Origin of the sequence: Streptomyces sp. GESEQ-4 (genome assembly GCF_017948455.1) — a bacterium.
In the GTDB taxonomy this organism is placed as follows: domain Bacteria; phylum Actinomycetota; class Actinomycetes; order Streptomycetales; family Streptomycetaceae; genus Streptomyces.
On record NZ_JAFFSU010000004.1, the window covers coordinates 388,658 to 414,173 of the forward strand.

16 protein-coding genes and 1 riboswitch are annotated in these 25,516 nt (G+C 70.2%); of the genes, 7 read left to right on the top strand and 9 right to left on the bottom strand.

Annotation, left to right across the window (positions count from 1 at the left end):
* Positions 1 to 430: 430 nt before the first annotated feature.
* The gene (locus KCH48_RS11975; protein ID WP_210572911.1) at positions 431 to 1,060 is read left to right on the top strand and encodes a class I SAM-dependent methyltransferase; all 630 of its coding nucleotides are present in this window, start codon (positions 431 to 433) and stop codon (positions 1,058 to 1,060) included.
* A 143-nt stretch (positions 1,061 to 1,203) separates the two neighbouring features.
* On the opposite strand, the gene KCH48_RS11980 is transcribed toward KCH48_RS11975, so the two are convergent.
* From KCH48_RS11980 to KCH48_RS12000, 5 genes are all read right to left on the bottom strand, one after another.
* The gene (locus KCH48_RS11980) at positions 1,204 to 4,140 is read right to left on the bottom strand and encodes a TniQ family protein (RefSeq protein ID WP_210572912.1); all 2,937 of its coding nucleotides are present in this window, start codon (positions 4,138 to 4,140) and stop codon (positions 1,204 to 1,206) included.
* Positions 4,137 to 5,225, bottom strand: coding sequence for a TniB family NTP-binding protein (locus tag KCH48_RS11985; RefSeq protein WP_210572913.1), 1,089 nt, complete (start codon positions 5,223 to 5,225; stop codon positions 4,137 to 4,139). Before KCH48_RS11985 ends, KCH48_RS11980 begins: the two co-directional genes overlap by 4 nt.
* Positions 5,222 to 7,267, bottom strand: coding sequence for a helix-turn-helix domain-containing protein (locus KCH48_RS11990; protein ID WP_210572914.1), 2,046 nt, complete (start codon positions 7,265 to 7,267; stop codon positions 5,222 to 5,224). Before KCH48_RS11990 ends, KCH48_RS11985 begins: the two co-directional genes overlap by 4 nt.
* Complete coding sequence (locus KCH48_RS11995; RefSeq protein WP_210572915.1) at positions 7,264 to 8,016, bottom strand: TnsA-like heteromeric transposase endonuclease subunit; 753 nt, start codon at positions 8,014 to 8,016, stop codon at positions 7,264 to 7,266. The genes KCH48_RS11990 and KCH48_RS11995 overlap by 4 nt, the downstream gene beginning before the upstream one ends.
* 219 nt (positions 8,017 to 8,235) lie before the next feature.
* On the bottom strand, positions 8,236 to 9,399 hold the full coding sequence (locus KCH48_RS12000; RefSeq protein ID WP_210572917.1) for a C40 family peptidase: 1,164 nt from the start codon (positions 9,397 to 9,399) through the stop codon (positions 8,236 to 8,238).
* A 7-nt stretch (positions 9,400 to 9,406) separates the two neighbouring features.
* Positions 9,407 to 9,578: riboswitch (cyclic di-AMP (ydaO/yuaA leader) on the bottom strand.
* A gap of 263 nt (positions 9,579 to 9,841) precedes the next feature.
* Between KCH48_RS12000 and KCH48_RS12005 the strand changes: the two genes are divergently transcribed.
* Together KCH48_RS12005 and pcrA are read left to right on the top strand one after the other, a co-directional pair.
* Positions 9,842 to 10,930: a ScyD/ScyE family protein gene (locus KCH48_RS12005; RefSeq protein ID WP_210572919.1), complete on the top strand. Its 1,089-nt coding sequence runs from the start codon at positions 9,842 to 9,844 to the stop codon at positions 10,928 to 10,930.
* Positions 10,931 to 11,197: 267 nt separating this feature from the next.
* Positions 11,198 to 13,687, top strand: a complete 2,490-nt coding sequence (gene pcrA, locus KCH48_RS12010; protein ID WP_210572921.1) for a DNA helicase PcrA — start codon at positions 11,198 to 11,200, stop codon at positions 13,685 to 13,687.
* Between the two features lie 41 nt (positions 13,688 to 13,728).
* Here the strand turns inward: pcrA and KCH48_RS12015 are convergent, their stop codons facing one another.
* Together KCH48_RS12015 and KCH48_RS12020 are read right to left on the bottom strand one after the other, a co-directional pair.
* The gene (locus KCH48_RS12015) at positions 13,729 to 15,276 is read right to left on the bottom strand and encodes a M23 family metallopeptidase (protein WP_210572923.1); all 1,548 of its coding nucleotides are present in this window, start codon (positions 15,274 to 15,276) and stop codon (positions 13,729 to 13,731) included.
* Positions 15,277 to 15,359: 83 nt separating this feature from the next.
* Positions 15,360 to 16,223 carry a triacylglycerol lipase gene (locus tag KCH48_RS12020; protein WP_210572925.1) on the bottom strand — a complete coding sequence of 288 codons (864 nt, stop codon included), beginning with the start codon at positions 16,221 to 16,223 and terminating at the stop codon, positions 15,360 to 15,362.
* A 590-nt stretch (positions 16,224 to 16,813) separates the two neighbouring features.
* Between KCH48_RS12020 and KCH48_RS12025 the strand changes: the two genes are divergently transcribed.
* The gene (locus KCH48_RS12025; protein WP_210572926.1) at positions 16,814 to 17,230 is read left to right on the top strand and encodes a cobalamin B12-binding domain-containing protein; all 417 of its coding nucleotides are present in this window, start codon (positions 16,814 to 16,816) and stop codon (positions 17,228 to 17,230) included.
* Positions 17,231 to 17,322: 92 nt separating this feature from the next.
* Here the strand turns inward: KCH48_RS12025 and KCH48_RS12030 are convergent, their stop codons facing one another.
* A complete protein-coding gene (locus KCH48_RS12030; protein ID WP_210572928.1) occupies positions 17,323 to 18,921 on the bottom strand; it encodes a DUF5691 domain-containing protein in 1,599 nt (532 codons plus the stop codon).
* 82 nt (positions 18,922 to 19,003) lie between these two features.
* Positions 19,004 to 20,359, bottom strand: a complete 1,356-nt coding sequence (locus KCH48_RS12035) for an SWIM zinc finger family protein (RefSeq protein ID WP_210572930.1) — start codon at positions 20,357 to 20,359, stop codon at positions 19,004 to 19,006.
* A gap of 133 nt (positions 20,360 to 20,492) precedes the next feature.
* Between KCH48_RS12035 and KCH48_RS12040 the strand changes: the two genes are divergently transcribed.
* The 3 genes from KCH48_RS12040 (at position 20,493) to KCH48_RS12050 (ending at position 25,475) form a co-directional block, all read left to right on the top strand.
* The gene (locus KCH48_RS12040; protein WP_210572932.1) at positions 20,493 to 21,644 is read left to right on the top strand and encodes an AAA family ATPase; all 1,152 of its coding nucleotides are present in this window, start codon (positions 20,493 to 20,495) and stop codon (positions 21,642 to 21,644) included.
* On the top strand, positions 21,623 to 24,010 hold the full coding sequence (locus tag KCH48_RS12045) for a DUF5682 family protein (RefSeq protein ID WP_210572933.1): 2,388 nt from the start codon (positions 21,623 to 21,625) through the stop codon (positions 24,008 to 24,010). The genes KCH48_RS12040 and KCH48_RS12045 overlap by 22 nt, the downstream gene beginning before the upstream one ends.
* A 301-nt stretch (positions 24,011 to 24,311) precedes the next feature.
* Positions 24,312 to 25,475 carry a VWA domain-containing protein gene (locus KCH48_RS12050; RefSeq protein WP_210572934.1) on the top strand — a complete coding sequence of 388 codons (1,164 nt, stop codon included), beginning with the start codon at positions 24,312 to 24,314 and terminating at the stop codon, positions 25,473 to 25,475.
* Positions 25,476 to 25,516: the final 41 nt, after the last annotated feature.

Sequence of the window (25,516 nt, forward strand, 5' to 3'; positions counted from 1 at the left end):
ACGCAGTGTGACCCGACACACGAATGCCGGGACATCCGAAGAGGTTTTCTGGGTTGGCACCCTCGCCACAGTGCAGCCAGCTCTGCGGGGTCGGGGACGGTCCGTGGGGTGGCTGAGGCATATCCGAGAGACGATTGCACACGGCCCAGCGGTTGCGGATCTCACCTCTCGCCTATACCCGTTTCTCTCGCATCCGCCCCGGCGAGCGACGCCAGGGGCACGCTGCCCGGAACAAGGAGCGCCAGGGAAGCCGGTGATCGTGGCTGCCGAACTGGGCTGAAGAGCCTGCGGATACTTGTAAGGCATGTGTGCCTTCTCCAAACTACCCGGGGCGTGCCGTGATCAGGTGACGTGACGATCAGTCCCGAGGGGAAGGGCCGGTACGGGGCGGAGAACGGCGGTGCACGGCGGGGGTGTTAGCTTCCTGCCCGTGTTAGAACACCAGGATGAGACCAGGGCGGCCTACGACGGGGTCGTCGAGCTCTATGCGTCGATGTTCACTAGTCGGTTGGAGACGCGGCCGTTCGCACGGAACATGATCGGCACCTTCGCCGAGCTCGTGCGTGACACGCGGAACTTGCGGGTAGCCGACGTCGGGTGCGGACCCGGTCATCTGACGGCCATGCTGCACGACTTGGGGCTGGATGCCTTCGGGATCGACCTCTCCCCGGCCATGGTCGACCACGCTCGGCGGGCCCAGCCGACGCTGCGGTTCGACGAAGCACGAATGGAGGCCCTGCCGGTCGAGGACGGCGTGCTTGGTGGAGTGCTGGCCCACTACTCGATGATCCATACCCCACCTGAAGAACTGCCCGCGCTACTTGCTGAGCAGGTGCGTGTCCTGGCACCAGGGGGTCTGCTCCTGGTGTCCTTCTTCGGGACTGAGGGGCCGGAGCCGGTCCGCTTCGATCACAAGGTGGCGCCCGCCTATAGCTGGCCGGCGGAGCAGTTTGCCGGGTTGCTGACCGAGGCCGGGCTCGTCACGGTGGCTCGGTTGCTCCACGACCCAGCGTCCGAGCGCGGCTTCCTCGACACACACTTGCTGGCCCGCCGCCCGTAGAGACTGACCTGTGGACTCTTGAGTTAGTTCGGTCAACATGCCTGATGCTTCTTCTGAACCTGAGATAACGCGTACTGCTGGTTCGATCCGCCAAGTGCAGCCGTGGCGGCCCGCCGCCCGACATCGCCAGCCTCACAGTTTCTTCAGGCCGTGATGCGGTGTTGAGTTTCGAGATGGGCGGCGCGGTGGCCCTCAGCGGTGAGGGTGTAGAAGGTGCGGCGTCTGCCGGGGCCGCGGCCAGGGGTGGCTCTGTTCATCCAGGCGGCGTCGTCTTCGAGGCGGCTGGTGAGCCATCCTGCGCGTTCGAGTCGCTTGAGCTGGGGATAGAGGGTTCCTGGTTCGAGGCCGGTGCGTGGGATGACCTCTGCTCCGTAAAACTCCTCCTGTGGTCGGGTCAGCAGGTGCCGCAGGAGGATCAGCGTCGGTCCGGTGATGCGGACACGCTCGACAGCCATGTCGCTGAAGGGGGTGGGTGGGCCGGGATTGCGGCGGATTCTGAATTTGGCGTGGGCGGATTCCAGGGTGTGATCGTCGGGTTGAGCCGTGATCTGGTCATGCTGGAGTGAGGTGGTCATGAGGGCCTGTACTCGCTCTTCTTCGAGGTTGCGCAGCAGTTGTCGGCCCTGCTTGGTGGGCTGCTGGGGTCGGCCGAAGGCTGCTCGGTTGAAGAGCGGCGTACCGATGTCACGTTCCAGCCGCTGAAACTGTGTGACCAGGGCGTTCGGTTCGACCTTCAGGTAATGGGCGGCGCTGTCGAGAGACGGGAAGCGCATGGCGATCTGGAAGCGGTGGAGCCGCAACCAGCCATGGAGTGTGCCTTTGACGGCGGTCCGGACGGCACGCGGGAGGTTGGCGTCGGTCTTGGTCATGATCGTGCGGCTGTGCACTCCCGGTGGCCGCAGAGGGATATTCAGGCGCTTGAGACGTCGACGCACTGTCTCGTCCTCGGTGCCGAGTTCTGAGGCGATGTCGAGGGTCGAGCGCTTGTGGGTGAGGTATTGCTCGCGTAGCCATGCCGGGTCCATGGGGAAAGGCTTGCGGGTGCGGCGGACGGTGACGCCGAGGGCGCGGGCATGAGCAACGGCGAGCGGGCGCGGGATGCCGGTTTCCCGGGCGATGTCTCGAAGGGGCTTGCCGCCGTCGATGTACTCGCGTTGAAGGAAGTCTGCGGTGAGGACGGCTTTGGCCTGCTGACGGAGGCGCCAGGATCCGACGCTCGATCGCCTGCTCCAGGCGCGGGGTTCGCGGGGAACGCGTTCCAGTGCGAACCGGACGTGGGCCAGGGTGGTGTCCAGAGCTCTGGCCGCCTCTCGTGGGGCACGTTGTTCGGTGATGACGATGCGGCGCACTTCCTCCAGGTCGAGGTCGTCGAGGCGGCGGCCGGGGAGGGCGAGGCCGTCGGCGCATTCCTGCGGTGGTTCCCAGGTCAGTGGTTCCTTGATGCTCAGGTCGTGCAGGATGCCGACCGCGTGCCGATGGAGCGCGTCGCGCTGGTCGAGGGTCAAGGAGGGCGGGAAGGCGAAGTAGCGGGAGCGGTCGGCTACTGATCGCAGGGTGAGGGGGTGGCGTGGGTCGGTCAGGTCGGCTCCGGTGAGCAGTTGGTTGAGGTAGCGCTGGGCGTTGAGGTAGCGGGGCGCCACGGTGGTCTTGCTGCTGAGCTGTTCACCGGGCTGGTTGCCGGTGCGGAAACAGAGTTCCCGCCAGTCGTCTGGGCTGATCGGGGCTACCGGGATGAGACGTCGGCGACGCTCGTAGTCGATCGGGCTGCCGTGATCGTCGAGGTAGTGGGCGAGGTTGCAGAGCGCGGTGAGCACGGCGGGATGCCCGGACTTGAGGGCTCGCTGCAAGGTGACGGTCATGGCGTTCGGCAGGTGCGGGCTCAGGCGGTCGGTGACGCCCCGTGCCCTCAGGTCGGGCTCGCCAGGCAGGAGGAGAAGTGCGGCGGCGATGCCACGGCACAGGTTCTCCTGCGTTCCCTCCCGGGGCATGAGCCGGACTGTCCAGCTGGGCCAGAGAAGTTGCGGAACATGACGGATGCGTGCGCCCGCCCTCTGGTCGCCGGGGCTGGGGACGCGGGCGCGGGGGGTGGAGGAGGCAAACCGGACACGGTCGAGGGCGCCCATTGTGTGGTCGCCGGCGTGCAGGAATCGGCGCTGTGCGGCAGGCGAGAGCTGGGACCACTGTTCGGCGGTCATGCCTCGGGGGATCACCTTGTTCGCGGTGTCGTGCCGTGCTCGCAAGTTGTGGACGGCATGGACGGCGAAGGAGTCATCATCTGTGTCGAGGAAGGGCAAAGCCGTGTGGGCGATCACGCCGCTGACGGCGGAGCCGAGCGGCTTGGCCCGATCGGCAGGGGTCCGCGTGGCCAGTGGCCGGTGCTGCCAAAGCCGCTGGATCGTCGCGCCCATGGGAGCGACGTTGTGGTCGTCGATCGTGTGCATCAGCCATGACGTGCAGTGGTTGAGGTCATCCAGGACAGTGCGGGCCGTGACCGGGGTGGCGAGCAGGCTGTCGACGCGGCACTGTGCGGCCAGCAAGGGGTGATCAGAAGTCAACGGCAGAAGTTCGGCGCTGGACAGGTCGGTGCCGCAGACCGATACCAAACGGGAACCGATGGTGCAGGCCGTCGGCGGGAAGCGGTGGGTGTGTCCGGGCAGTCTGACGCGTGTCCCTTTGCCGCAGCCGGGACAGGTGTCGTGCAGCAGTGCCTTGTGCGCGGTGCAGGCGAAGACCCAGGGGAGCCACCACTTCAGTAGCCAGCGTCCCTCCCGTTCGGCCAGGCACTGGGGGCAGAATCGGCATCGCCGTTGACGCCGGGGGCCGAAGGGGAAGCCGGGGCCGATCACCGCTTGGTCGAGGCGGCCAGCCGGAAGGCCGGTGCGGGTCTCCAGCGTGCGGAGGGAAGCGGTGGGCAGGTCGGTGACCAGTGGGCGTGTGAGAGAGTGCCGGGGCAGGCCCAGGACGCGCAGGAACGCGGAGAGGGGCATGCCGTTGCGGCGGCTCAGCGCTTCCAGCCAGCTGTCCACACCCTCGCCGGGCAGAATCGGCAACCGCAGCGGCAGCACACGCGTCTCGGTCACAAGGCATCCCCGAGCACGGTAGTGATGTTCGCATGGGCCATCCCTGCGGCCAGCTGCGTGCGTGCCTGCTCCGACGCTTCGTCCAGCCGGACTCCGTCGAGCACCTCGCGGGTGACGGCTTCCGTGCCGTTGCGGATCGCGCGGTAGCAGCCCCGCATGAGCAGGGTGAAGTACGACCCGATGTGCCCGCTGGTGCGTTCGAAGAGGTAGTCCGCGTGGCGCAGCAGCATCCCGGGCCGGTGCTCGGCAAGGACGAGCTGGCGTTCCGTGGCCTTGATCAGGCTCCGCCAGTGGCGGCGGCCCTGCTCGGTGTCGAGCCGGAACGGATCGACACCCAGACGGGTCCAGCGACGTGCGGTCTGGGCCAGGGCCACGTTCTTGCCGGTCAGACCGTCGGCGAAGAACCGCCGCTCGGCCAGACCGACACCGACATAGACGAAGGTCACCGGCAGTTCGTTGGCGAGCCACTTGAGGTGGTTGGACACCGCCAGGCCGTCGCGGCGGTCCAGGTCGATGAAGTGGATGTCGTCGATGATGCCGAGCTGTGTCTCGCAGGACAGGACACAGTCCAGGGCGTGACTGGCCAGGGCGGCCGCGTTCGCCCGGTCGGTGGCCGGGTGGCCGTAGTACTCGCAGATCATCCGGTTCAGGGTTCGCAGGGTGGTGTTGGAGGTCAGCCCGACACGGAAGACCGGGATGCGTTCGTGCCCGGCCTCGGTGACCGGGGACAGACGGCGCATCTGCTGACGGTCGAAATCGCGGCCGAACAGGTTGGCGATGGTGGTCTTGCCCAGACCCGGCAGGGCGTCGATGACGGCGGCGGAACGGATGCGGTCGCCGTCCTGCCGGTTGCTGGCCACGATCTGTTCGAGTTCGTCGTGAATGCCCGCGAGCTGTGGAGTCTGCACGATGCCGAAGTTGGCGTGCCAGTCGTGCCGGGCGTCGTTGTAGTCCTCAGCTGCGGCCTCGCCCAGCGCGGTTAGCCGGGCTCGTGTCAGGGTCTCAGGCCGGAGCCGGGGCGGAGCGTCGGCGAAGCGGCGCCAGCCCTCCTTGCGGGAGAGGCTGAACAGGTTGGGCAGCCTCACTCGATCACCTCGAAGGCGTCGGCGTAGAAGTCGTCGCCTGCAGGGATGTCGAACAGTTCGTCCTCGTCATCGCTGTCCCCGGCCGGCAGTTCCGGCACCAGCCGCAGCTCCGGAGGCGTCAGAGGGCCGGACTGGTCCGGCAGCACCGGCAGGGACAGAGCCCCGCGTTCAGCCGACAACCTCACCGCGATGCGGCGTTCGCGCCGGTCGGTGACCATGCCCTGGTCCCAGCGGGCCAGAAGATCCGCAAGGGCCTGCGCGGAGTCGACGTGCCGACCCTCCCGGGCGGCGAGCCTGCGGGCAAAAGCGGCGGCCTCACCGCTGAAGGCCATGTGTAGTGCGGGTGCGTGCTCCCAGTGCAGCGCGTGCCAGGAGTCGTCGGCAGGGTCCTGGAAGTAGACGAACCGTACGTCGTCAGGGTTGACGTGGATTGGCCACTGCCGTCCCATTCCGGGGTAGGGGCTGGGTGTATTGCGGTAGCCGTCCAGAACGGGGCCGTTGTAGCGCATCCCGTCGACCTCGACCCCGTAGTGCTGGATCGTGCGTGCCTTGACCGCGAGAAATTGAAAGGCTAGCTCCGGGGACGCGGGCATGCGCAGCCGTCCGGCCCGGGATAGACCGATGCGGAGCATCTCCAGCGGCGACAACGACAGCTTCGGCCACTGCGGAATGACCAGTCCGTCATGCTCACGCCGGTGATAGACCTCCGAGATCCACTCACGGATGATCTCCTCCACCTCGTGGATGAAGAAGAACGCGGCATCCTCGACCGCCTCACCCCGGCTGTGGACATCGGGCCCCTTGTATGCGGGAAGGTGCTGGATCAGCCCCTCCCGCAAGGTGCGGAAGAAACGCTCGACCGTCGGCTTGTCCGTTGGCTTCTTCGGCTGGGCTGGCTGAATCGACATGCCCAGACGGGTGCAGACCCCGATGACATGCGCCGAGATGAACGCCCGCCCATGATCGATGACCAGCGTCTCCGGCGGACACAGCCCGCCGCCCGGCACGAGCCCCTCCTCGGTGAACACCACCTCGTCCCACAGCCCGTGGTAAGGAGCCAGCGCGGGGCGGCTCGAGTCATCCAGCGGAGGGCAGGCCGCCTCGAAGAGCACACTGGCGACATCGAGCGCCTTCGTAGAGCAGGCCGTCACCCGCAGGCCGACAATGCAGCGCGAGAACAGGTCTTGAGCAACGGTGAGCTGGAGCGGAACCCACCGGCAGGTCACCGGTTCCATGGCATAGATGTCCAGGTCCTGGGTATTGAGCACGACATACTCACCCGGTCGGGCAGCCCGCAGCCGCCCGTAGGCGCCCTGCGGCCTGTCCGCGATCGAACGGCGTGCCTTGGCACTGCCGGAGACCGCGTTCGTGCCCTTGGTCAACACGGCAAGCCTCGCGTAGGCCGTGCTCCGGGACGGAACGGCGACGATGCCCTTGCCGTACTCGCTGTTCAGCCGTTCCTCGACCCGCGACAACAGGGCCGACCGGGTAGGGGTCGAGCTGGCCACCGACTCCGCCACCACGCGGCGGACCGCTTCCTCCCACCGGGGATCGACGCTGGAAGTCCTCCCGGCGCGGGCGTCCACGAGCCCTGCATCGCCGCTTTCCCGGTAAGCGGTCAACCAACGCTGCAGCGTGCGAGGCGAGACACCGAGCTCAGCTGCCTTGGCAGCGGTCCGCTCTTTGAGCGGGAGATCGGGGCCGTATTCGGGCCGAGGTTCGCCAGGCAGAGCATCGGCCGCGTGCCCGGACTGGTAACCGCCGAGCACTTCGCGGACGTGCCCGGCCCGTTCCCGCAGCCGCTGACGCTGGTCGGCCGACAAGGACGCCAGCAGCAGGCCCACCCCGTCCGCAGCGGCCTGCGCTGGCTCATCCATCGACCGGGCGTTGGCCGCCAGCCGCCCGAGCGGAACGGAGCCGTACTCGCCCGTCCGCTCGTTATGGACCGTCGTCCGGAGCCCGTCGATGTCCACGACCTCGACGACGTCACCACCGAAGAAGAGACGCACCCCCGGGAACAGCGACACCGCGTATGCGTTCATGCCGCCACCCGCACCCGGCTTGCACCGTTCAGCGGAGTCCGCAGGTCAGCAACGAGCCGACCGGACCACACCAGGTGCAGGACGACCGGACGGACGATCTCGCACGGGTGCTGCCCGGCCAGCGCGGCTTCGACGGCACCGATCGTCGGCTGGCAGGTGGCAGCCTCCAGCACATGCGGGACGAGCGAGGCTTCCACCAGCTCCCGGCGCCGGTAGCCGGCCAGGAAGCGCACGTTCTCCACGACGGCCTGCTCAGCCCCCGACCAGGTCTCATAGACCCAGCCGCGGCGCGAACACACCCGGCGTGTCCAGTCGAACTGCGCGATCACCTTGGGATCCCTCATACGTGAGGGCGCCTTGACGTCCACGACAGTCACCAGACCGTCGGCATGGACGAGGAACAGATCAGGAACATGACGGCGAACGCGGTCACCGTCAGCACCGACCAACTGGAACGGCTGGGCCGCGACCTCCACGACATCCGGCGCGAAATCGGCAAGCAGAATGCGGGCGAGCTCCAGTCGACTCTCGTAGGCCACGAGACGACCCGTTGTGGCGGCGTGGTACCAACCCGAGTAGTGCTTCCGACCCCGGTACCAACGGAACTCGCGTACCGGCTGTCCGCCAGCGACCTCGTCCACCGGGACCCTGTCGAGTTCGGCCTCGACCAGCCGACCGTCGGCCCGCCGGTACGCCGCCCGAACCGTCCGACTATCTGTCGCGTCCGCGACGCCTGGACCAGTCCCCATGGTCGCCCCTTCGTGTCCGATGCCATCGACACCAAGACACTGGCAACCACCATGAGTAACGTGGATGAGAAGCCGGGAAGACCAACGAGGTAGTGGACCCGTGCGGTATGGCACGGCCAGGCGCCGGACCTGGCCGTGTACCGAAGAGAGCGTGTCGACTGACAAGTTGACGACAAGTCACTCGGACAGCGACATCTCTAATCGGAACCTACAGCTTCCTCAGGCCGGCCGTACCACGCTGTGGATCGACGACTCACCGTCGTAGAAGATCGACTCCTCGCGCACATAGGCGCCCGGCTTCGGTGCGTGGATCATCATGCCGTTGCCGATGTAGATGCCGACGTGGCTGATGTCGTCGTAGAAGAAGACCAGGTCGCCGGGTTGGGCGGCGGAGAGGGAGACGGTCGTGCCGGCGTTCACCTGGTCCCAGGTGGTGCGCGGGAGGGAGATGCCGGCGGCGTTCCAGGCGGCCTGGGTGAGGCCGGAGCAGTCGTAGGAGTCGGGGCCGGTGGCGCCCCAGACGTACGGCTTGCCGATCGTGGAGCGGGCGAAGGCGAGGACCTTCTCGGCCTTGGTGGCGTACGAGGAGTCGGCCACGGAGGTGTCGGAGGACTCCGACGTGCCGGTGCCGCTCTCCTGCCGCTGCTGCGCCGCCTCCTGGGCCGCCGCCTCCGCCGCGGCCTGCTCCCTGGCGAGCTCCGCGGCCTTGCGCTCGGCCTCCTGCTGCTTCTGCCGCTCGATCTGCGCGAGCCGCGCCTTCTCCTCGGCGGTCAGCTTCGACAGCAGCTCGCGCGCGTCGGCCAGCTTCTGCTGGACGGTCGTCTTGGCGGCCTTCAGGTCGCCCTGCGACTCGGTGAGCGTCTCGAGGCTCGCGGTGGCTTCCCGGCGCTTCTCCATCGTCGCGGACTGCTGCGTGACGAAGTCGTCGACCGCCTCCTTCTGACGGCCGGTCATCCGGTCCATCAGCTGGGTCTGGTCGAAGTAGTCCTGCGGGGTGTCCGCGAGCAGGAAGGTCGCGGTGTCGGGCGCGGAGGCGCCGGTGCGGTACTGGGCCGAGGCGAAGGAACCCAGTTCCTCGCGCGCCTCGTTGAGCTTCTGCGTGCGCTGCGCGACGTCATCGAGGAGGGTGTCGACGCGCTTGCGCTGCTTGGTGGTCTTCTCTTTCGCCGAGTTGTACTTCTCGGTCGCCGACTCGGCCTGGCGGTAGAGATCGCCGACCTTCTTCTCGACCTCTTCGAGACTCGGCTTGTCGTCGGCCGCGGGGGCGGCGTTGGCCGACTGGGACAGCAGGGCCACGGAGGTGAGGGCCGCCGTGGCGAGGGCGGGGGTCCGTATGCCTGCGACGCGCGAACCCGAAGGACGCGACTTGCGGTGCGACGCCAAGGGAGGCGACTCCTTCCATCGTCCGCCTACCGAGTTAGCTGTCGGGTTCGGGCGGGTGGTTCGGAAGGGTTGCCCTACGACCGCTTCCCGAAGGGAAGTCCGGCCGATTCACCCCAAGTTCGGTGGGTCCCCGGCTCCGGACTGCCCCGTGGGCGCGCCGGACTCGGCGGAGGCCGTACGGCCCGGCGACGTTCGCCGGTAGGGGTCGTGCGGCCTGGAGGAACGCTAACCAACTGGTGTGGCCTCTGTGAAGGTTGATGGGCGATATGCCCGATACATTTTCGTGACCTTAGCCCAGGGCGTCGCTCGCCGTGGTCAATACGGAAGGGTCTGCGGTGAGTTGCTCGTATTTTGTCCGGAGTGACGACGTCCGCCCGCTTCGGGGCGGTAGCTTCCAGCCAGCCACGGTCGGGAGCCGTGGCGGCTGGGAGGGAGTACGGCCATGAGGAACCGCACCGCACTCGTCATCGCCACAGGAGTCGCACTCACCGTCACCGCAGGCATCGCACCCGCGAGCGCGGGCGCCGGACAGGACAGCCGCGCCGGCGGCAAGCCCGTCGTCCGCGTGATCGCGAAGGGCCTCGACAATCCACGCCAGCTGTCGTACGACCACGGACGCCTGTACGTCGCCGAGGCGGGCCGCGGCGGCAAGAAGTGCATCGGGGAGGGGCCGGAGGGCGAGACCTGCATCGGCCTCACGTCGGCCGTCACCAAGATCTACTGGAACGGGGGCGCGTGGAAGCACTACAGGGTGGTGCAGGGGCTGCCCTCCGCCGCCGCCCCGGACGGCGGCTTCGCGACCGGCGTCGACGGCGTCTTTGCGCGGCACGGCAAGGTCTGGGGCGTCGAGACCTTCGCCCCGCCGGAGGCCGGAGTGCCCACGACCCCGCCCTGGAACAAGCTCGGCAAGCTGCTGAAGATCAGCCACGGCACGGCGAAGATCGCCGCGGACATCGCGGCCGTGGAGCTGAGGCACAACCCGCACAAGGCATCCGTGGAGTCCAACCCGTACGCCGTCCTCGCGCTCCCCGACGGCCGCAAGATCGTCGCGGACGCCGCCGGCAACGACCTGATCGAGGTCTCGCCGTCCGGCCGGGCCCGCCCCTTCACCGTCTTCCCGGACCACGACAAGAACCAGTCCGTCCCGACCTCCCTGGCGCTCGGCCCCGACGGCAAGCTCTACGTCGGCGAGCTCAACGGCGAGAGTGAGAAGCCCACCGCGCGCGTGTGGCAGGTCGACCCCCGGACCGGCAAGATCCTCGGCTGGAAGTCCGGCTTCGGCTCGATCACCGGCCTCGCCCTCAACGACAAGGGCGACCTGTACGTCAGCCAGCTCTTCGCCGGTGTCGTCACCAAGGTCTCCCACGGCAAGCGGACGAACGTGAAGGTCCCGTTCCCGGCGGGCGTGGCCGTCGACCCGTACGACGGCAAGGTCTACGTCTCGGCCTGGTCCGTCGCCGACCGGGACGGAACGGATCTGGGGCAGGGCAAGACGCCGGGCGGCCAGGTCTGGAAGATCCTCGGCTTCTGAGACCCTTGGGGCTTCGGAAATCGGCGATGTTCTCAGGGCGGCGGCGGGCTGTCAGTGGGGCGCCTTAGGGTCTGTCCGATGGCCCGGTTCGGGTTTCGTGCCGGTTCCTGATCAACAGACCCGAGCGGGGTCTGGTGCGTGCAGCTGCAAGGCGGAGGAGGGAGTCATGGCGGAGCCATGGCGACTGACGACAACGCGGCAGATGCGCGTGCCAGGGCCCGCGACCCCCGGACTGGGCCATCGGGCAGGCCCTAAACTCGGAGAGCGATGAGCAGCCTCTTTGATGACAGCTTCCTGGCGGACCTCCAGGCCCCGCGGGGCCCCGCGGAGGAACCCCCGCCGCCACCCGAGGACGATCATGCGCCGGAGCCGGTTCCGGACGATCTGTTCGGCGGGAAGTTCGACGCGCCGCCGGACCGGGACGCGTACTACCGGGACGGCGCGCACCGCCCGGCGGTGGACCCGGCCGCGCTCCTGGACGGGCTGAACGAGAACCAGCGAGCGGCCGTCGTCCACTGCGGCTCCCCGCTGCTCATCGTGGCCGGCGCCGGCTCCGGCAAGACGCGCGTGCTGACACACCGCATCGCGTACCTGCTCGGCGAGCGCAAGGTGCACCCCGGCCAGATCCTCGCGATCACCTTCACCAACAAGGCCGCCGGCGAGATGAAGGAGCGCGTCGAGCAGCTCGTCGGCCCGCGCGCGAACGCGATGTGGGTGATGACGTTCCACAGTGCCTGCGTACGCATCCTGCGCCGCGAGTCGAAGAAGCTCGGCTTCACCTCGTCCTTCTCGATCTACGACGCCGCCGACTCCAAGCGCCTGATGGCCCTGGTCTGCCGCGACCTGGACCTCGACCCCAAGCGCTACCCGCCCAAGTCCTTCAGCGCCAAGATCAGCAACCTGAAGAACGAGCTGATCGACGAGGAGGACTTCGCCGCCCAGGCCACCGACGGCTTCGAGAAGACCCTCGCCCAGGCGTACGCGATGTACCAGTCGCGCCTGCGCGAGGCCAACGCCCTCGACTTCGACGACCTGATCATGACGACGGTCAACCTGCTGCGCGCCTTCCCGGACGTCGCCGAGCACTACCGCCGCCGCTTCCGGCACGTCATGGTTGACGAGTACCAGGACACCAACCACGCGCAGTACGCCCTGGTACGCGAACTCGTCGGCACGGGCGAGCGCGCCGACGACGCTGACGTACCGCCCAGCGACCACGACCTGCTCCCCGCCGAGCTCTGCGTCGTCGGTGACGCCGACCAGTCGATCTACGCCTTCCGCGGCGCGACCATCCGCAACATCCTCCAGTTCGAGGAGGACTACCCGGACGCGACGACGATCCTGCTGGAGCAGAACTACCGCTCCACCCAGACGATCCTCACCGCCGCCAACGCCGTCATCGAGCGCAACGAGTCCCGCCGCCCCAAGAACCTGTGGACCAACGCGGGCGCGGGCGCGCGCATCACCGGCTATGTCGCCGACACCGAGCACGACGAGGCGCAGTTCGTCGCCGAGGAGATAGACCGCCTCACGGACGCGGGCGACGCGAAGGCCGGCGACGTCGCGGTCTTCTACCGTACGAACGCCCAGTCCCGTGTCTTCGAAGAGGTCTTCATCCGCGTCGGCCTGCCCTACAAGGTCGTCGGCGGCGTCCGCTTCTACGAGCGCAAGGAGGTCAGGGACGTCCTGGCCTACCTGCGCGTGCTCGCCAACCCCGAGGACTCGGTCCCGCTGCGCCGCATCCTCAACGTGCCCAAGCGCGGCATCGGCGACCGCGCCGAGGCGATGATCGACGCCCTCTCCCAGCGCGAGAAGATCAGCTTCCCGCAGGCACTGCGCCGCGTCGACGAGGCCTACGGCATGGCCGCCCGGTCGACGAACGCGGTCAAGCGGTTCAACGTGCTCATGGAGGAGCTCCGTACGATCGTCGAGTCGGGCGCGGGACCCGCGACCGTCCTCGAGGCCGTCCTCGAACGCACCGGCTATCTCGCCGAGTTGCAGGCCTCCACCGACCCGCAGGACGAGACCCGGATCGAGAACCTCCAGGAACTCGCGGCCGTGGCCCTGGAGTTCGAGCAGGAGTCCGCGGAGGGCGAGGCCGCGGGCGGACTCTCCGACTTCCTGGAGCGCGTCGCCCTGGTTGCCGACTCCGACCAGATCCCCGACGAGGACGAGGAAGGCGCGGGCGTCATCACCCTGATGACCCTGCACACCGCCAAGGGCCTCGAATTCCCCGTCGTGTTCCTGACCGGCATGGAGGACGGCGTCTTCCCGCACATGCGCGCCCTCGGCCAGACCAAGGAGCTGGAGGAGGAGCGGCGCCTGGCGTACGTCGGCATCACGCGCGCGCGTGAGCGCCTGTATCTGACGCGGTCCGCCATGCGGAGCGCGTGGGGGCAGCCGTCGTACAACCCGCCCTCGCGCTTCCTGGCGGAGATCCCGGACCAGCACGTGGACTGGAAGCGGACCGGTCCCTCCGCGGCCCCGGCGGGCCCGGTGTCGGGCGTCGCCGCCTCACTGTCCTCGTCCCGCTCCCGTTCGTCGGCATCGGGCGCCTCCGGCTTCGCCACGCGACGGACCTCGGAGAAGCCGGTGGTCGCGCTGGCGGTCGGCGACCGGGTCACCCACGACCAGTTCGGTCTCGGCACGGTGATGGCGGTCAAGGGCACCGGCGGCAACGCGGAGGCCACGATCGACTTCGGCGACACCAAGCCGAAGCGCTTGCTGCTGCGGTATGCGCCGGTGGAGAAGCTCTGACGGAGTGGGCCCTCGCTGAACCGGCGGGGGCCCGCAGGCACTTACGTCGGGTCCAGCCCGTGGCTGCGCAGCCAGGCCAGCGGGTCTATGGCGGAGCCACCGGACGGCTTCACCTCGAAGTGCAGGTGCGGACCGGTCGAGTTGCCGGAGTTGCCGGAGTACGCGATCGTGTCGCCGGCCTTCACGGTCGTACCGGACGAGACGGCGTAGGTGGAGAGGTGGCAGTACCACGTCTCCGTACCGTCCTTGTCGGTCACGATCATCATGTTGCCGTAGGAGCTGTTCCACTCCGTGCGGACGGTGCCGTCGGTCGCGGCCATCACCGGCGTGCCGTACGAGACCGGGAAGTCGATGCCGGTGTGGATGGACATCCAGTTGATGCCGGACTGGCCGAAGTAGGCGCTGAGCCCGTGCCGGGCGACCGGCAGGGCGTACTTCGGGCGCAGCCGCTCCTTGCGGGCCGCTTCCGCCGCCGCCTTCTTCTTCTCGGCCTCCTGCTGGGCCTTGAGGTCGATGCGCTCCTGCGTACGGCTGGCCCGGTCGGCGAAGTCGTCGGCACCGGCGGTGAGGCTCTCGAGCTGGGTGTCCAGCTTGTTGTTCGCGGCGGACGGCTTGACGGACTTCGTGTCCGCCGCGGTCGTCGACGTGTCGCCGCCGTCGTCGGTCAGTGTGCCGACGGACGCGGCGGCGATCCCCGCGACACCCATCACACACGCCGACGGCACGGCGACCGTCAGCAGCGCGGAGCGCTTGGCGGGCGTACGGCGACGGGAGCGCCCCGCGCCACGAGCGGCCGCGCGTGAGCCGGGCGCAGGGGTCGGCGAGACGGCCTCTTCCTGCTCTTCCTGGCCGTCGAGCAGGGGTGTTACGACGGACAGCTCACCGGTTGAGACATGCTCGTACTCGTCGGCCGGGTGCTGGGCGCCGTCCGAGTTCCACTGCGTGGCGTCGTACGCGCCGGTGTCGAAGGTCTGCGTGCCCCAGTCCCAGTGCTGGGTCTGGTCCGCCGCGCCGGAGTGCTCAGGCTGCTCGGGCTGCAGCCAAGTACCCGAATCCCACTGGCCGGTGGCCTCGGGGCCGGTGGACTGCGGCGGGATGACGGAGAGCGGCTGGTGGCCCTCGGTCCAGGCGGTGGTGTCGTACGCGCCGGTGTCGTAGGCGGCGTGGTGCTGGGCCGCGTACACGTCGTAGTTCAGCGTCTGGTGACTGCCCGTCGACCACTGAGTGCCGTCGTACGAGCCCGTGTTCTCGCCGGGCATGCTGCCGAAGAGCGGGTCGGCGTCGAAGGTCGGGGTGGCGTAGGCACCGGTGTCCAGGCCCGCCGCGCCCGCGGGAATACAGTTCGCCGCGTAGGCGTCGTACGTGGTGAAGTCACCGTAGTGGGCTTCCTGTCCGCCGTACGGCGCGTAGGGCGCCGAGGCATCGGAAGCCGGAGCCGGGGAGGTGATGATCCCCGACGGGTGACGTTCGTTCACCAACTTCTCTCTCGCCTCGACAACAGGGGCTGCCAGAGCAGTGCGGTGACTGTACCCGGCAGTACGCGGGCGCGACAATCTTCGGCAGGTTTCGCGCCTGAAGGAAACGGGCATTCGGCCGTGTTTCGGGGGACGGCGGGCGCGGGTTTGGCCCTGCGTTCGAAGAGTGTTCGAAGCTGGATGGGGCGGAGCGAACGTCACGCCACGGTCAGACCACCGGTCCGGGCGGCTTCTGCGGTTCCTGTCGGCGCGGTGTCGAGGGCCTGCCGTATGCCGGTCGCGACGGCGGGGTGCACGGGCAGGGCGAGGTGTCCGACGCCGCTCACCCGCACGTTGTGCGCCAGCAGGTCGGGGTGGTCGATGCAGGCGGTCTCCAGCGGGTCCATCAGGTGGTCCAGGTCGCTCCAGAAGCTCACGAACTGCGTACGGCAGCCGGGAGCCGGCCGGGTGAGCTCCTCGAGGACGTCCGAGCCCGGGCGCATCTGGCGGACGATCGGGTGGGCGTTCATCAGCGGAGCCACCCGGGTGCCGGAGTGCGGCGTACCCAGCGTCACCAGCGTCCTGACGCGGATGTCACCGCCCAGTCGCTGTACGTAATAACGGGCGATCAGTCCGCCGAGGCTGTGGCCGACGATGTCGACCTGATTGCTGCCCGTGCGCTCGCAGATCTCCTCTATGTGCCGGGCGAGCAGCTCGGCCGCGGCGCGTATGTCACAGGTCAGCGGAGAGTAGTTGAGCGACTCGACCTGCTGCCTGCCGTGCTGGGCGAGACTGCGGCGCAGCAGGACGAAGACCGAGCGGTTGTCGATGAAGCCGTGCAGCAGGACGACCGAGGGCTTGGCCTCCGTCGGCAGCTGTGCGGTGTCGGGCGGGGGAAGCGCGGGGCCCGGGCCGCGGCGCTCCTGGATGATGCCGGACGGGTAGAGGAGGAGATGTCCCGCGAGGATGGCGAGGTCCAGGGCGGTCGCCTTCAGGAGGTTCATGGACAGCCCCGCCAGTCTGCTGGGGAGCAGGCGCTGGCAGAGGGGAAGAAAGGGCACTACCGCCCTGGTGACCTTCATGGCCGACCTCCTGTCGGCACGCGGAAGGACGGCTCTGTCCCCCGTGTGCCCTCGTGGGAAGCCGTACCGAAGACGGCCGACGGTGCGCCGGCGGGGCGCGTGGGACGGGTGCGGTCGGGGGCCTGAGGTGCGCCTGCGGTGCAAGACGCGCCTGTGGTGCCGATGAAGCGACGAGGTCCCCTGTCGGTGTGGCGACGAGGCTCCCCGCTGTCGTGCCGTACCTGTCCTACGTGCCCTGCCTGCCACCGTCGGTGCGCCGCACCCACACGGCGCGCTGCCTGCGGCGCGGTGGTGCGACGACCTCGTTGCGGCTCCCTGTGCGCTTGGAACGGTGCGCGGCTAACGTGTCCCACCGTGTGATTTCCCCCTCGGTCGGCACCGCGAAACTGCCGGTTACGGGATGCTGGAGATAACGTTCGTTCACTTCCCCGGCCGGTGCAGTGTGAGGTGTCCTGGCCGTGGCGCTGTGCTCCAGTACGTACTCGGTGCGGCGGATGGCTCAGCGCACGGCATGCGAGGCTCGTACGGCACGGGCGGTGCGTGGGGTACGTATCGGTACGGATGCATGTAGTCGCTTCATGGAGGCAGTGATGGGTGTGGCAGCCGGTCCGATCCGCGTGGTGGTGGCCAAACCGGGGCTCGACGGTCACGATCGCGGGGCCAAGGTGATCGCGCGGGCGCTGCGCGACGCCGGTATGGAGGTCATCTACACCGGGCTTCACCAGACCCCGGAACAGGTCGTCGACACGGCGATCCAGGAGGACGCCGACGCGATCGGCCTGTCCATCCTCTCCGGCGCCCACAACACCCTGTTCGCCGCGGTGATCGACCTCCTCAAGGAGCGTGACGCCGAGGACATCCTGGTCTTCGGAGGCGGCATCATTCCCGAGGCGGACATCGCTCCGCTGAAGGAGAAGGGGGTTGCCGAGATCTTCACGCCGGGGGCTACGACGGCTTCGATCGTGGAGTGGGTCAGGGCGAACGTGGTGCAGCCGGCCGGTACGTAGCTGCTCCGCTGGGAGGGGCGCGATGGGTCGTGGGTTGTCTGCGGCGCCGTTGTAGCTGGTCGCGCAGTTCCCCGCGCCCCTGCGGGGCGCGCTTACACCGCCCCCAGCTCCTCCGCCATGGCCGCCCTCAGTCGCAGTGTTGTGACCAGGCGTTGGAATGCCTCCGCCCAGTAGCCTCCGGCTCCCGGTGATGCGTCCTCCGGTTCGTCCGGTATGGCCATCAGGCCGTCCAGTCGGGCTGCCTCCCCGGGGTCCAGGCAGCGTTCGGCCAACCCCATCACTCCGCTGAAGCTCCATGGGTAACTCCCCGCGTCTCGCGCGATGTTGAGCGCGTCCACCACAGCCCGCCCCAGGGGCGCGGCCCACGGCACCGCGCACACTCCGAGCAGCTGGAACGCCTCGGACAGTCCGTGCGCCGCGATGAACCCGGCCACCCACTCGGCGCGTTCGTCGGGGCTCAGGGTGCCGAGGAGCTTCGCCCGTTCCGCCAGGGACACCGCTCCTGGGCCGCCGGCTTCCGGTGCCGACGGGGTGCCGAGGAGCGCCCGTGCCCACTCCGCGTCGCGTTGCCGCACGGCGGCTCGGCACCATGCCGCGTGCAGTTCGCCCTGCCAGTCGTCCGCGACCGGCAGCGCCAGGATCTCCTGAGGTGTGCGTCCGCCGAGCCGGCCGGGCCAGGTCCCGAGCGGTGCCGCCTCCACCAACTGGCCGAACCACCATGACCGTTCACCCCGTCCCGCCGGAGCCTTGGTCACGACACCGTCTCGCTCCATGCTGGGGTCGCACTCGTGCGGCGCTTCAACGGCGATCGTCGGTGTCTCGCGCATACGGTCGACGGTCACGCATGCCCCGGCCCGGACCGCCATCCGTCCGGCCAGTGCCGAGCCCGGCAGCGCCGACAGCAACTCCGCCGCCGTCGCCCGTACATTGCGGCTCCGGTCGGCCAGCGCCTGTTCCAGGAACGGCTCGTCGTCCGGTCCCAGCCCCGTCCGCAGCGAGTCGAGGAACATCAGGCGGTCCTCCGCCCGCTCCGTCGACCAGGTGGTCGCGAGCAGTTCGCGTGCGGCGGCGGGCACGCGGGCGCGGATGGCCGCGAGCAGGGCGACCCGCTCGGCGAACAGTCCCTCCTGCCAGAGCTCCCGTACCTTCTCCGTATCTCCGGGGTCGGGCACCGCCGCGCCCCCGCCGGGCGCCGCACGCAGGGCGAACCGCCAGTCAGGGTTGAGCCGGGCGAGCCACATCGCCCGCGGCCCCGCGAACGTCAGCGCCGCCGGCCGTAGATCCGTACGGCCGCGGGCCGCGTCCAGCAGCGCGGGCAGCATCTCCGGTGGCGCCGCGAAGCCGCGCGTGTTGGCCCTCGCGAGCCACTGCGGCAGCAACTCCATGAGATCCGGCGCCGTGCCTCTGCTGCGGCCGGCGCCCGCGCCGGGACGGTCGGCCAGCAGCAGCGCGAGCCTGCGGGCCGCCGCGGCGGGCAGGTGCGGGCGCGGGTCCTCGGGCGCCGGTTCCGGGCGCTCGGCCGCTCGCGCGGGTCGTAGCCCGGCCCGCCGTCGTACGGTCTCCACGGCCGCCGCGTCCAACAGCGCCACCGGGGCCTCCCGGCCGGGAACGGAACCCGGCGGAGTGCGCCGCTCGGTCCCGAGCAGGGCGGTGGTGACCAGGTCCTCCCAGGCGCTTGACGCGGTGTTCATGCGCTTCCCTTCCGTTGGGTGCTGTGTGGTGGTTGAAGGGTCATCGACGTCGGGTGTCCGGTGGGGCGGGACACATGCATGGTCAGCACAGCGCCACCGCCTCACCTGCTCCTTCCGTCCAGGCGGTCAGCGGGTTGAAGCCCCGGTGGCCGCACTCGCCGAAGACCTTGACGGGGGTGCCGCCGGATAGAGCGACGAGTCGCCACAGGCCGGGGTGGGAGCGGGCCGATGGGGTCAGCGGCAGGGCCGTTGGCCCGTCGGCGTCCGCCAGTTGCCAGGAGTCGCCGTCCGGGGTCGGTATGACGCGGTCGAGCGTGACCGGGACCGACTCCAGCCAGGGGTCGTCCCGCAGCGCATCGCTGTAACGGGCGGCCGCCTGGGCCGTCGTCACTCCCGGCGGACGTATCGCCGCCGGAGCGGGTGGCGCGAACCGCTCACCCAGGGAAGACCGCAGCTGCCCCGCTCCGGGGTATGCGGACACCTCGGCGTCCAGGGCCAGCCCGACCGGCAGCGCCAGGTCGGGAGCGCGGCCCGCGGCGCCGTAGGAGAGGAGCAGCGCGGTGCGAGCCGTGTCGGCGCCGTGCAGCCAGATTCTGCGGGTCGTCAGCTTCGGATCGGCCGTGTCGTACTGGGCGAGGATCAGCCAGCGGTCCCGGACCGGCGGACCGTCCGCCGAGGCGGGCAGGCCGATGCGGGAGCGGACCGTCGCCGCCAGTTCCTCGGGCAGCCGCTCGCGGCGCAGCCAGCCCTGGTCGAGGAGATGGAGCAGGGCGCACTCCTCCAGCAGCCGCACCGGCCAGCCGGGACCGGACGCCGGGATCGCCCCCAACTCGCGGACGCGTGAGGCCAGTCCGGGGGCCTGGGCGTCGACCATGCGGGCCGCGGTCTCCTCCCACAGCCCGTACCCCGCCTGCTCCGCGCCCGCGAGGCCGCCGCGCAACAGGTCCGCCAGACGCTGCTCCAGCTCCGACGCCCCCGCGGTGACCCGCTCGGCGCGACGCTCCGCCCGGCGCCGGGCGGCCTCCGGATCACCGGACCCGGACGTGGCACCGGCCGGCCCCGCCGCCCGCTTCTCCTCGGTGCGCCGGCGTCTGCCCGCGAGCCACTGCTCCGCCCAGTCCGGCGCCCGGCCCGGCGGCACCGCGCCGTCCCCGCCCGCCCAGAGCAGCAGCAGCCCGAGCGCGTGCTTGCACGGGAACTTGCGGCTCGGACAACTGCACTTGTACGCGGGGCCGGAGGCGTCCGCGATGTCGACGACCGTCTGATACGGCTTGCTGCCACTGCCCTTGCACAGCCCCCACACCGTCCCCTCGTCGGAACTGCCCGCCTCGGACCACGGCCCGGCCGCTCCGAGTTTGCTTCCCGCCTTGCGTGACGCGGCGTCAGGCGCCAGTGCAAGCACCTGGTCCGCGGTCCAGCGCACCCCCTGCTGAGTCATGTCATCGAAGGTAGATCCCACCACTGACAATCGGTCCGGCGAGCGCGTTTGCGCAGGTCAGAACGGATTGTCAGTGGCGTGGTGCACGGTGGACACCAGATCCGAACCGGCCGAGCTGGAGGGGGCCTCAGCCATGTCTGTGACCGTGGAACCGTCGTCCGTCGAAGTGCCCGAGAACACGCCCGCGCAAGATTCCGCGCAGGAAGCGGCGGCGCTGCGCCCGCACGCCGAGGACGCCTTCGCCGCCGAACTCGCCACGCTGGCCGCGCAGGACGACCGTCCGCGCCCGGCCCGCTGGAAGATGTCGCCGTGGGCCGTCGCCACGTATCTCCTCGGCGGCACCCTGCCGGACGGCACGGTGATCACACCGAAGTACGTCGGCCCGCGCCGCATCGTCGAGGTCGCCGTCACCACACTCGCCACCGACCGCGCCCTGCTGCTGCTCGGCGTGCCCGGCACCGCCAAGACCTGGGTCTCCGAGCATCTGGCCGCGGCGGTCAGCGGGGACTCGACCCTGCTCGTGCAGGGCACGGCGGGCACGCCGGAGGAGGCGATCCGGTACGGCTGGAACTACGCGCAGTTGCTCGCGCACGGGCCGAGCCGAGACGCCCTCGTGCCCAGCCCGGTGATGCGGGCCATGGCCGAAGGGATGACAGCGCGGGTCGAGGAGCTGACCCGCATCCCGGCCGACGTGCAGGACACGCTCATCACGATCCTGTCGGAGAAGACGCTGCCGATACCGGAGCTGGGGCAGGAGGTGCAGGCGGTCCGCGGCTTCAACCTGATCGCCACGGCCAACGACCGCGACCGCGGGGTCAACGACCTGTCCAGCGCCCTGCGCCGCCGCTTCAACACGGTCGTGCTGCCGCTGCCGGAGAGTGTCGAGGCCGAGGTCGACATCGTCTCCCGTCGCGTGGACCAGATCGGCCGCTCCCTCGACCTGCCGTCCGTGCCGGACGGCGTCGACGAGATCCGCCGCGTCGTGACCGTCTTCCGCGAGCTGCGCGACGGGGTCACCTCCGACGGCCGTACGAAGGTGAAGTCGCCCAGCGGCACGCTGTCCACCGCCGAGGCGATCTCCGTCGTCACCAGCGGGCTGGCGCTGGCCGCTCACTTCGGCGACGGCGTGCTGCGGGCCGGCGACGTCGCCGCGGGCATCCTCGGCGCCGTCGTCCGTGACCCGGCGGCCGACCGGGTCATCTGGCAGGAGTACCTGGAGGCGGTCGTCCGCGAGCGCGACGGCTGGAAGGACTTCTACCGGGCATGCCGGGAGGTGAGCGCGTGAGCGACAAGGGCGGGGGTGCTGCCGCGGGGCCACTGCTTCTCGGCGTACGGCATCACGGGCCCGGCTCGGCGCGCGCCGTGCGGGCGGCACTGGACGCGGCCCGGCCGCGGGTCGTACTGATCGAGGGCCCACCCGAGGCCGACGCGCTGATTCCGCTCGCCGCCGACGAGGAGATGCGGCCACCGGTCGCCCTCCTCGCCCACGCCGTGGACGAGCCCGGACGTTCGGCGTTCTGGCCGCTGGCCGAGTTCTCCCCGGAGTGGGTCGCGATCCGCTGGGCCCTGGACCACGAAGTACCGGCCCGCTTCATCGACTTGCCGGCCACGCACACGCTGGTGTGGGAGCGGGACGCGGAGGCCAGTGAGGGCCCAGGTTCTGAGGGGGCGCAGGCGCCCACCGTCGATGACGTCCGTGTCGATCCGTTGGCCGTGCTCGCCGAAGCCGCCGGTTATGACGACCCCGAGCGGTGGTGGGAGGACGTGGTCGAGCACCGGGGGGTCGGGGAGGGGGACGCGTTCGCGCCGTTCGTCGTGCTGGAAGAGGCGATGGGGGCGTTGCGGGAGGTGTACGGGACCGGGGGGCATGACCGGGATCTCGTGCGGGAGGCGTACATGCGGCTCCAAGTGCGGGCGGCCCAGCGTGAGTTCGGGGACGGGGCGGCCGTGGTGTGCGGGGCCTGGCATGTGCCCGCGCTGCGGGAAAAGGCTGCCGTCTCCGCCGACCGGGCACTGCTGAAGGGGCTGCCCAAGGTCAAGGTGGACATGACCTGGGTGCCGTGGACACACCGCAGGCTGGCGCGGGTCAGCGGATACGGCGCGGGCATCGACTCGCCGGGCTGGTACGGGCATCTGTTCAGCGCGCCGGACCGGCCGGTCGAGCGGTGGCTGACGAAGGTCGCGGGGCTGCTGCGCGCCGAGGACCGGCTCGTCTCCTCGGCTCATGTCATCGAGGCGGTGCGGCTGGCTCAGACGCTCGCCGCGATGCGCGGACGTCCGCTGCCCGGGCTGAGCGAGACGACCGACGCCGTACGGGCGGTGATGTGCGAGGGCTCGGACGTGCCGTTGGCGCTGGTGCACGACCGGCTGGTCGTGGGCGATGTGCTGGGGGAGGTGCCGCGGTCGGCGCCCGCCGTGCCGTTGCAGCGGGACCTCGACCGGATCCAGCGTCGGCTGCGGCTCAAACCGGAGGCGCTGGAGCGGGAGTTGGAGCTCGACCTGCGCAAGGAGACCGACGCCGGACGCAGCAGGCTGCTGCACCGGCTGCGGCTGCTGGGCGTCGAGTGGGGTGATCCGGCGGCGTCGCGGGGCAGTACGGGCACGTTCCGGGAGACGTGGCGGCTGCGGTGGGAGCCGGAGCTGTCCGTGCGGGTCGCCGAGGCCGGGGTGTGGGGGACGACCGTGCTCGCTGCCGCGACCGCCAAGGCGGAGGCCGACGCTGTGGCGGCGCAGGGCCTCGCCGAGGTCACCGCGCTCGCCGAGCGGTGCCTGCTGGCCGAACTGCCGGACGCGCTGCCCACGGTGATGCGGATCCTCGCCGACCGCGCCGCCCTGGACACCGACGTCGGCCATCTCGCCCAGGCCCTGCCCGCCCTGGTCCGCTCCCTGAGATACGGCGATGTGCGCGGCACGGACACCAGCGCCCTGGCCGAGGTCGCGGCAGGCCTCGCCGAGCGGATCTTCGTCGGCCTGCCTCCGGCGTGCGCCGCGCTCGACGCGGACGCGGCGGAGGAGATGCGGCGCCATGTGGACGCCGTGCACGGGGCGGTGGGGCTGCTGGGCGACGCTTCCGCGCCGGGCCACGGTGACCTGCGGGTTCGCTGGCGGTCGGTGCTGCGGGTGCTGTCGGGACGGGACACCGTGCCCGGCGTCGTCCGGGGGCGTGCGGTGCGGTTGCTGCTGGACGAAGGGGAGTTGGGCCAGGACGAGGCGGCGCGGCTCATGGGGCTCGTGCTGTCGCCGGGGACCGCACCAGCGGACGGGGCCGCGTGGATCGAGGGGTTCGTCGGCGGGGGTTCGGGCGGCGGGATGCTCCTCGTCCACGACGAGCGGTTGCTCGGACTGGTCGACGCCTGGCTGACGGGGGTGCCGGCGGAGGCGTTCACGGACGTACTGCCGTTGCTGCGGCGGACGTTCTCGGCGTACGAGCCGGGGGTGCGGCGGACCCTCGGCGAACTGGTCCGGCGCGGACCGGGGGCGCGGGGGAGTACGGCGGCCGCCGGCTCCGGGATACCCGGGTTCGCACCCGACCTGGACACGGCACGCGCGGACGCGGTGCTGCCGGTGGTGCGGTTGCTGTTGGGGCTGGAGCTGGATGACGGCGATCACTCGAGCGCCGACGCCAACGACCTCGTGGGGGTGGGGAGATGACGACCGACAGGTTGAGCGAGCCGGGGGAGCCGCGTGGGCCGAGGGAGCGTAGTGAAGCGGTGAACGGGGTCACGGGTATGGGTGGCGGGCAGTCGCTCACGGTGGCAGACGGTCCGAGGGCGACCGTGCGGGTGATGCCGCTCTGGGCGCGGCCGGTGACGGGGCAGCCTGCGGCGGGGCAGGGGCCTGTGGCGGAGCGTCCTGCGGCGGGGCGTCCTGCCTCGGGACAGCGGCCTGTGGTGGGGCGGCCTGCTTCGGGACAGCGGTCTGTGGTGGGGCGGATTCTCACGGGGGTGGGCGTATGACGACCGAGGCGATGGACCCGGCGCAGGAGCGGTTGCGGCGGTGGCGGCTGGTGCTCGGGGGTGACGCGGCCGACGGCACCGGATGCACGCTGGCCGGGCAGGACGCCGCGATGGACGGGGCGCTCTCCGCGCTCTATGGGCAGGGGGAGAAACCGCGGACGGGGAGGGACCGTTCTGCGGGGCTGGGGGCGTCGGCGCCGTCCGTGGCGCGCTGGCTCGGGGACATCCGGACGTACTTCCCCTCCTCCGTGGTGCAGGTGATGCAGCGTGACGCCATCGACCGGCTCGGCCTCGCCACGCTGCTGCTAGAGCCGGAGATGCTGGAGGCGGTGGACGCGGACGTGCATCTCGTCGGCACGCTGCTCTCGCTGAACAAGGCGATGCCGGAGACCACGAAGGAGACGGCACGGGCGGTCGTGCGCAAGGTCGTCGAGGACCTCGAGAAGCGGCTCGCCAGCCGCACCCGGGCCACGCTCACCGGCGCCCTCGACCGCAGCGCGCGCGTCAACCGGCCCCGCCACCACGACATCGACTGGAACCGCACGATCGCGGCCAACCTCAAGCACTACCTGCCCGAGTACCGGACGATCGTGCCCGAGCGGCTCATCGGATACGGGCGGGCCTCCCAGTCCGTGAAGAAGGAGGTCATCCTCTGCATCGACCAGTCGGGGTCGATGGCGGCGTCGGTCGTCTACGCATCGGTGTTCGGGGCGGTGCTGGCGTCCATGCGGTCGATCAGTACGCGGCTGGTCGTCTTCGACACGGCCGTCGTCGACCTCACCGACCAGCTCGACGATCCGGTCGACGTGCTCTTCGGCACGCAACTCGGCGGCGGTACGGACATCAACCGGGCGCTCGCGTACTGCCAGTCGCAGATCACCCGGCCCGCGGAGACGGTGGTCGTGCTGATCAGCGACCTGTACGAGGGAGGCATACGGAACGAGATGCTCAAGCGGGTCGCGGCGATGAAGGGGGCGGGGGTGCAGTTCGTGACGCTTCTCGCGCTGTCGGACGAGGGGGCGCCCGCGTATGACCGGGAGCACGCGGCCGCACTCGCGGCGCTGGGCGCGCCGGCTTTCGCCTGCACGCCCGATCTGTTCCCCGAGGTGATGGCTGCGGCGATCGAGAAGCGGCCGTTGCCGGTTCCGGACAGCGCATGACGACGGGAGGGAGGAGGACGGGAGGAGAGGAGGGCGGTGAA

Coding starts and splice junctions, on each gene's coding strand:
- KCH48_RS12035 (WP_210572930.1), bottom strand. CDS start 20,359: ATGACTCAGCAGGGGGTGCGCTGGACCGCGGACCAGGTGCTTGCACTG.
- KCH48_RS12005 (WP_210572919.1), top strand. CDS start 9,842: ATGAGGAACCGCACCGCACTCGTCATCGCCACAGGAGTCGCACTCACC.
- KCH48_RS12020 (WP_210572925.1), bottom strand. CDS start 16,223: ATGAAGGTCACCAGGGCGGTAGTGCCCTTTCTTCCCCTCTGCCAGCGC.
- KCH48_RS12045 (WP_210572933.1), top strand. CDS start 21,623: ATGCCGGGAGGTGAGCGCGTGAGCGACAAGGGCGGGGGTGCTGCCGCG.
- KCH48_RS11995 (WP_210572915.1), bottom strand. CDS start 8,016: ATGGGGACTGGTCCAGGCGTCGCGGACGCGACAGATAGTCGGACGGTT.
- KCH48_RS11990 (WP_210572914.1), bottom strand. CDS start 7,267: ATGAACGCATACGCGGTGTCGCTGTTCCCGGGGGTGCGTCTCTTCTTC.
- KCH48_RS12040 (WP_210572932.1), top strand. CDS start 20,493: ATGTCTGTGACCGTGGAACCGTCGTCCGTCGAAGTGCCCGAGAACACG.
- KCH48_RS12025 (WP_210572926.1), top strand. CDS start 16,814: ATGGGTGTGGCAGCCGGTCCGATCCGCGTGGTGGTGGCCAAACCGGGG.
- KCH48_RS12050 (WP_210572934.1), top strand. CDS start 24,312: ATGACGACCGAGGCGATGGACCCGGCGCAGGAGCGGTTGCGGCGGTGG.
- KCH48_RS12030 (WP_210572928.1), bottom strand. CDS start 18,921: ATGAACACCGCGTCAAGCGCCTGGGAGGACCTGGTCACCACCGCCCTG.
- pcrA (WP_210572921.1), top strand. CDS start 11,198: ATGAGCAGCCTCTTTGATGACAGCTTCCTGGCGGACCTCCAGGCCCCG.
- KCH48_RS12015 (WP_210572923.1), bottom strand. CDS start 15,276: ATGCCCGTTTCCTTCAGGCGCGAAACCTGCCGAAGATTGTCGCGCCCG.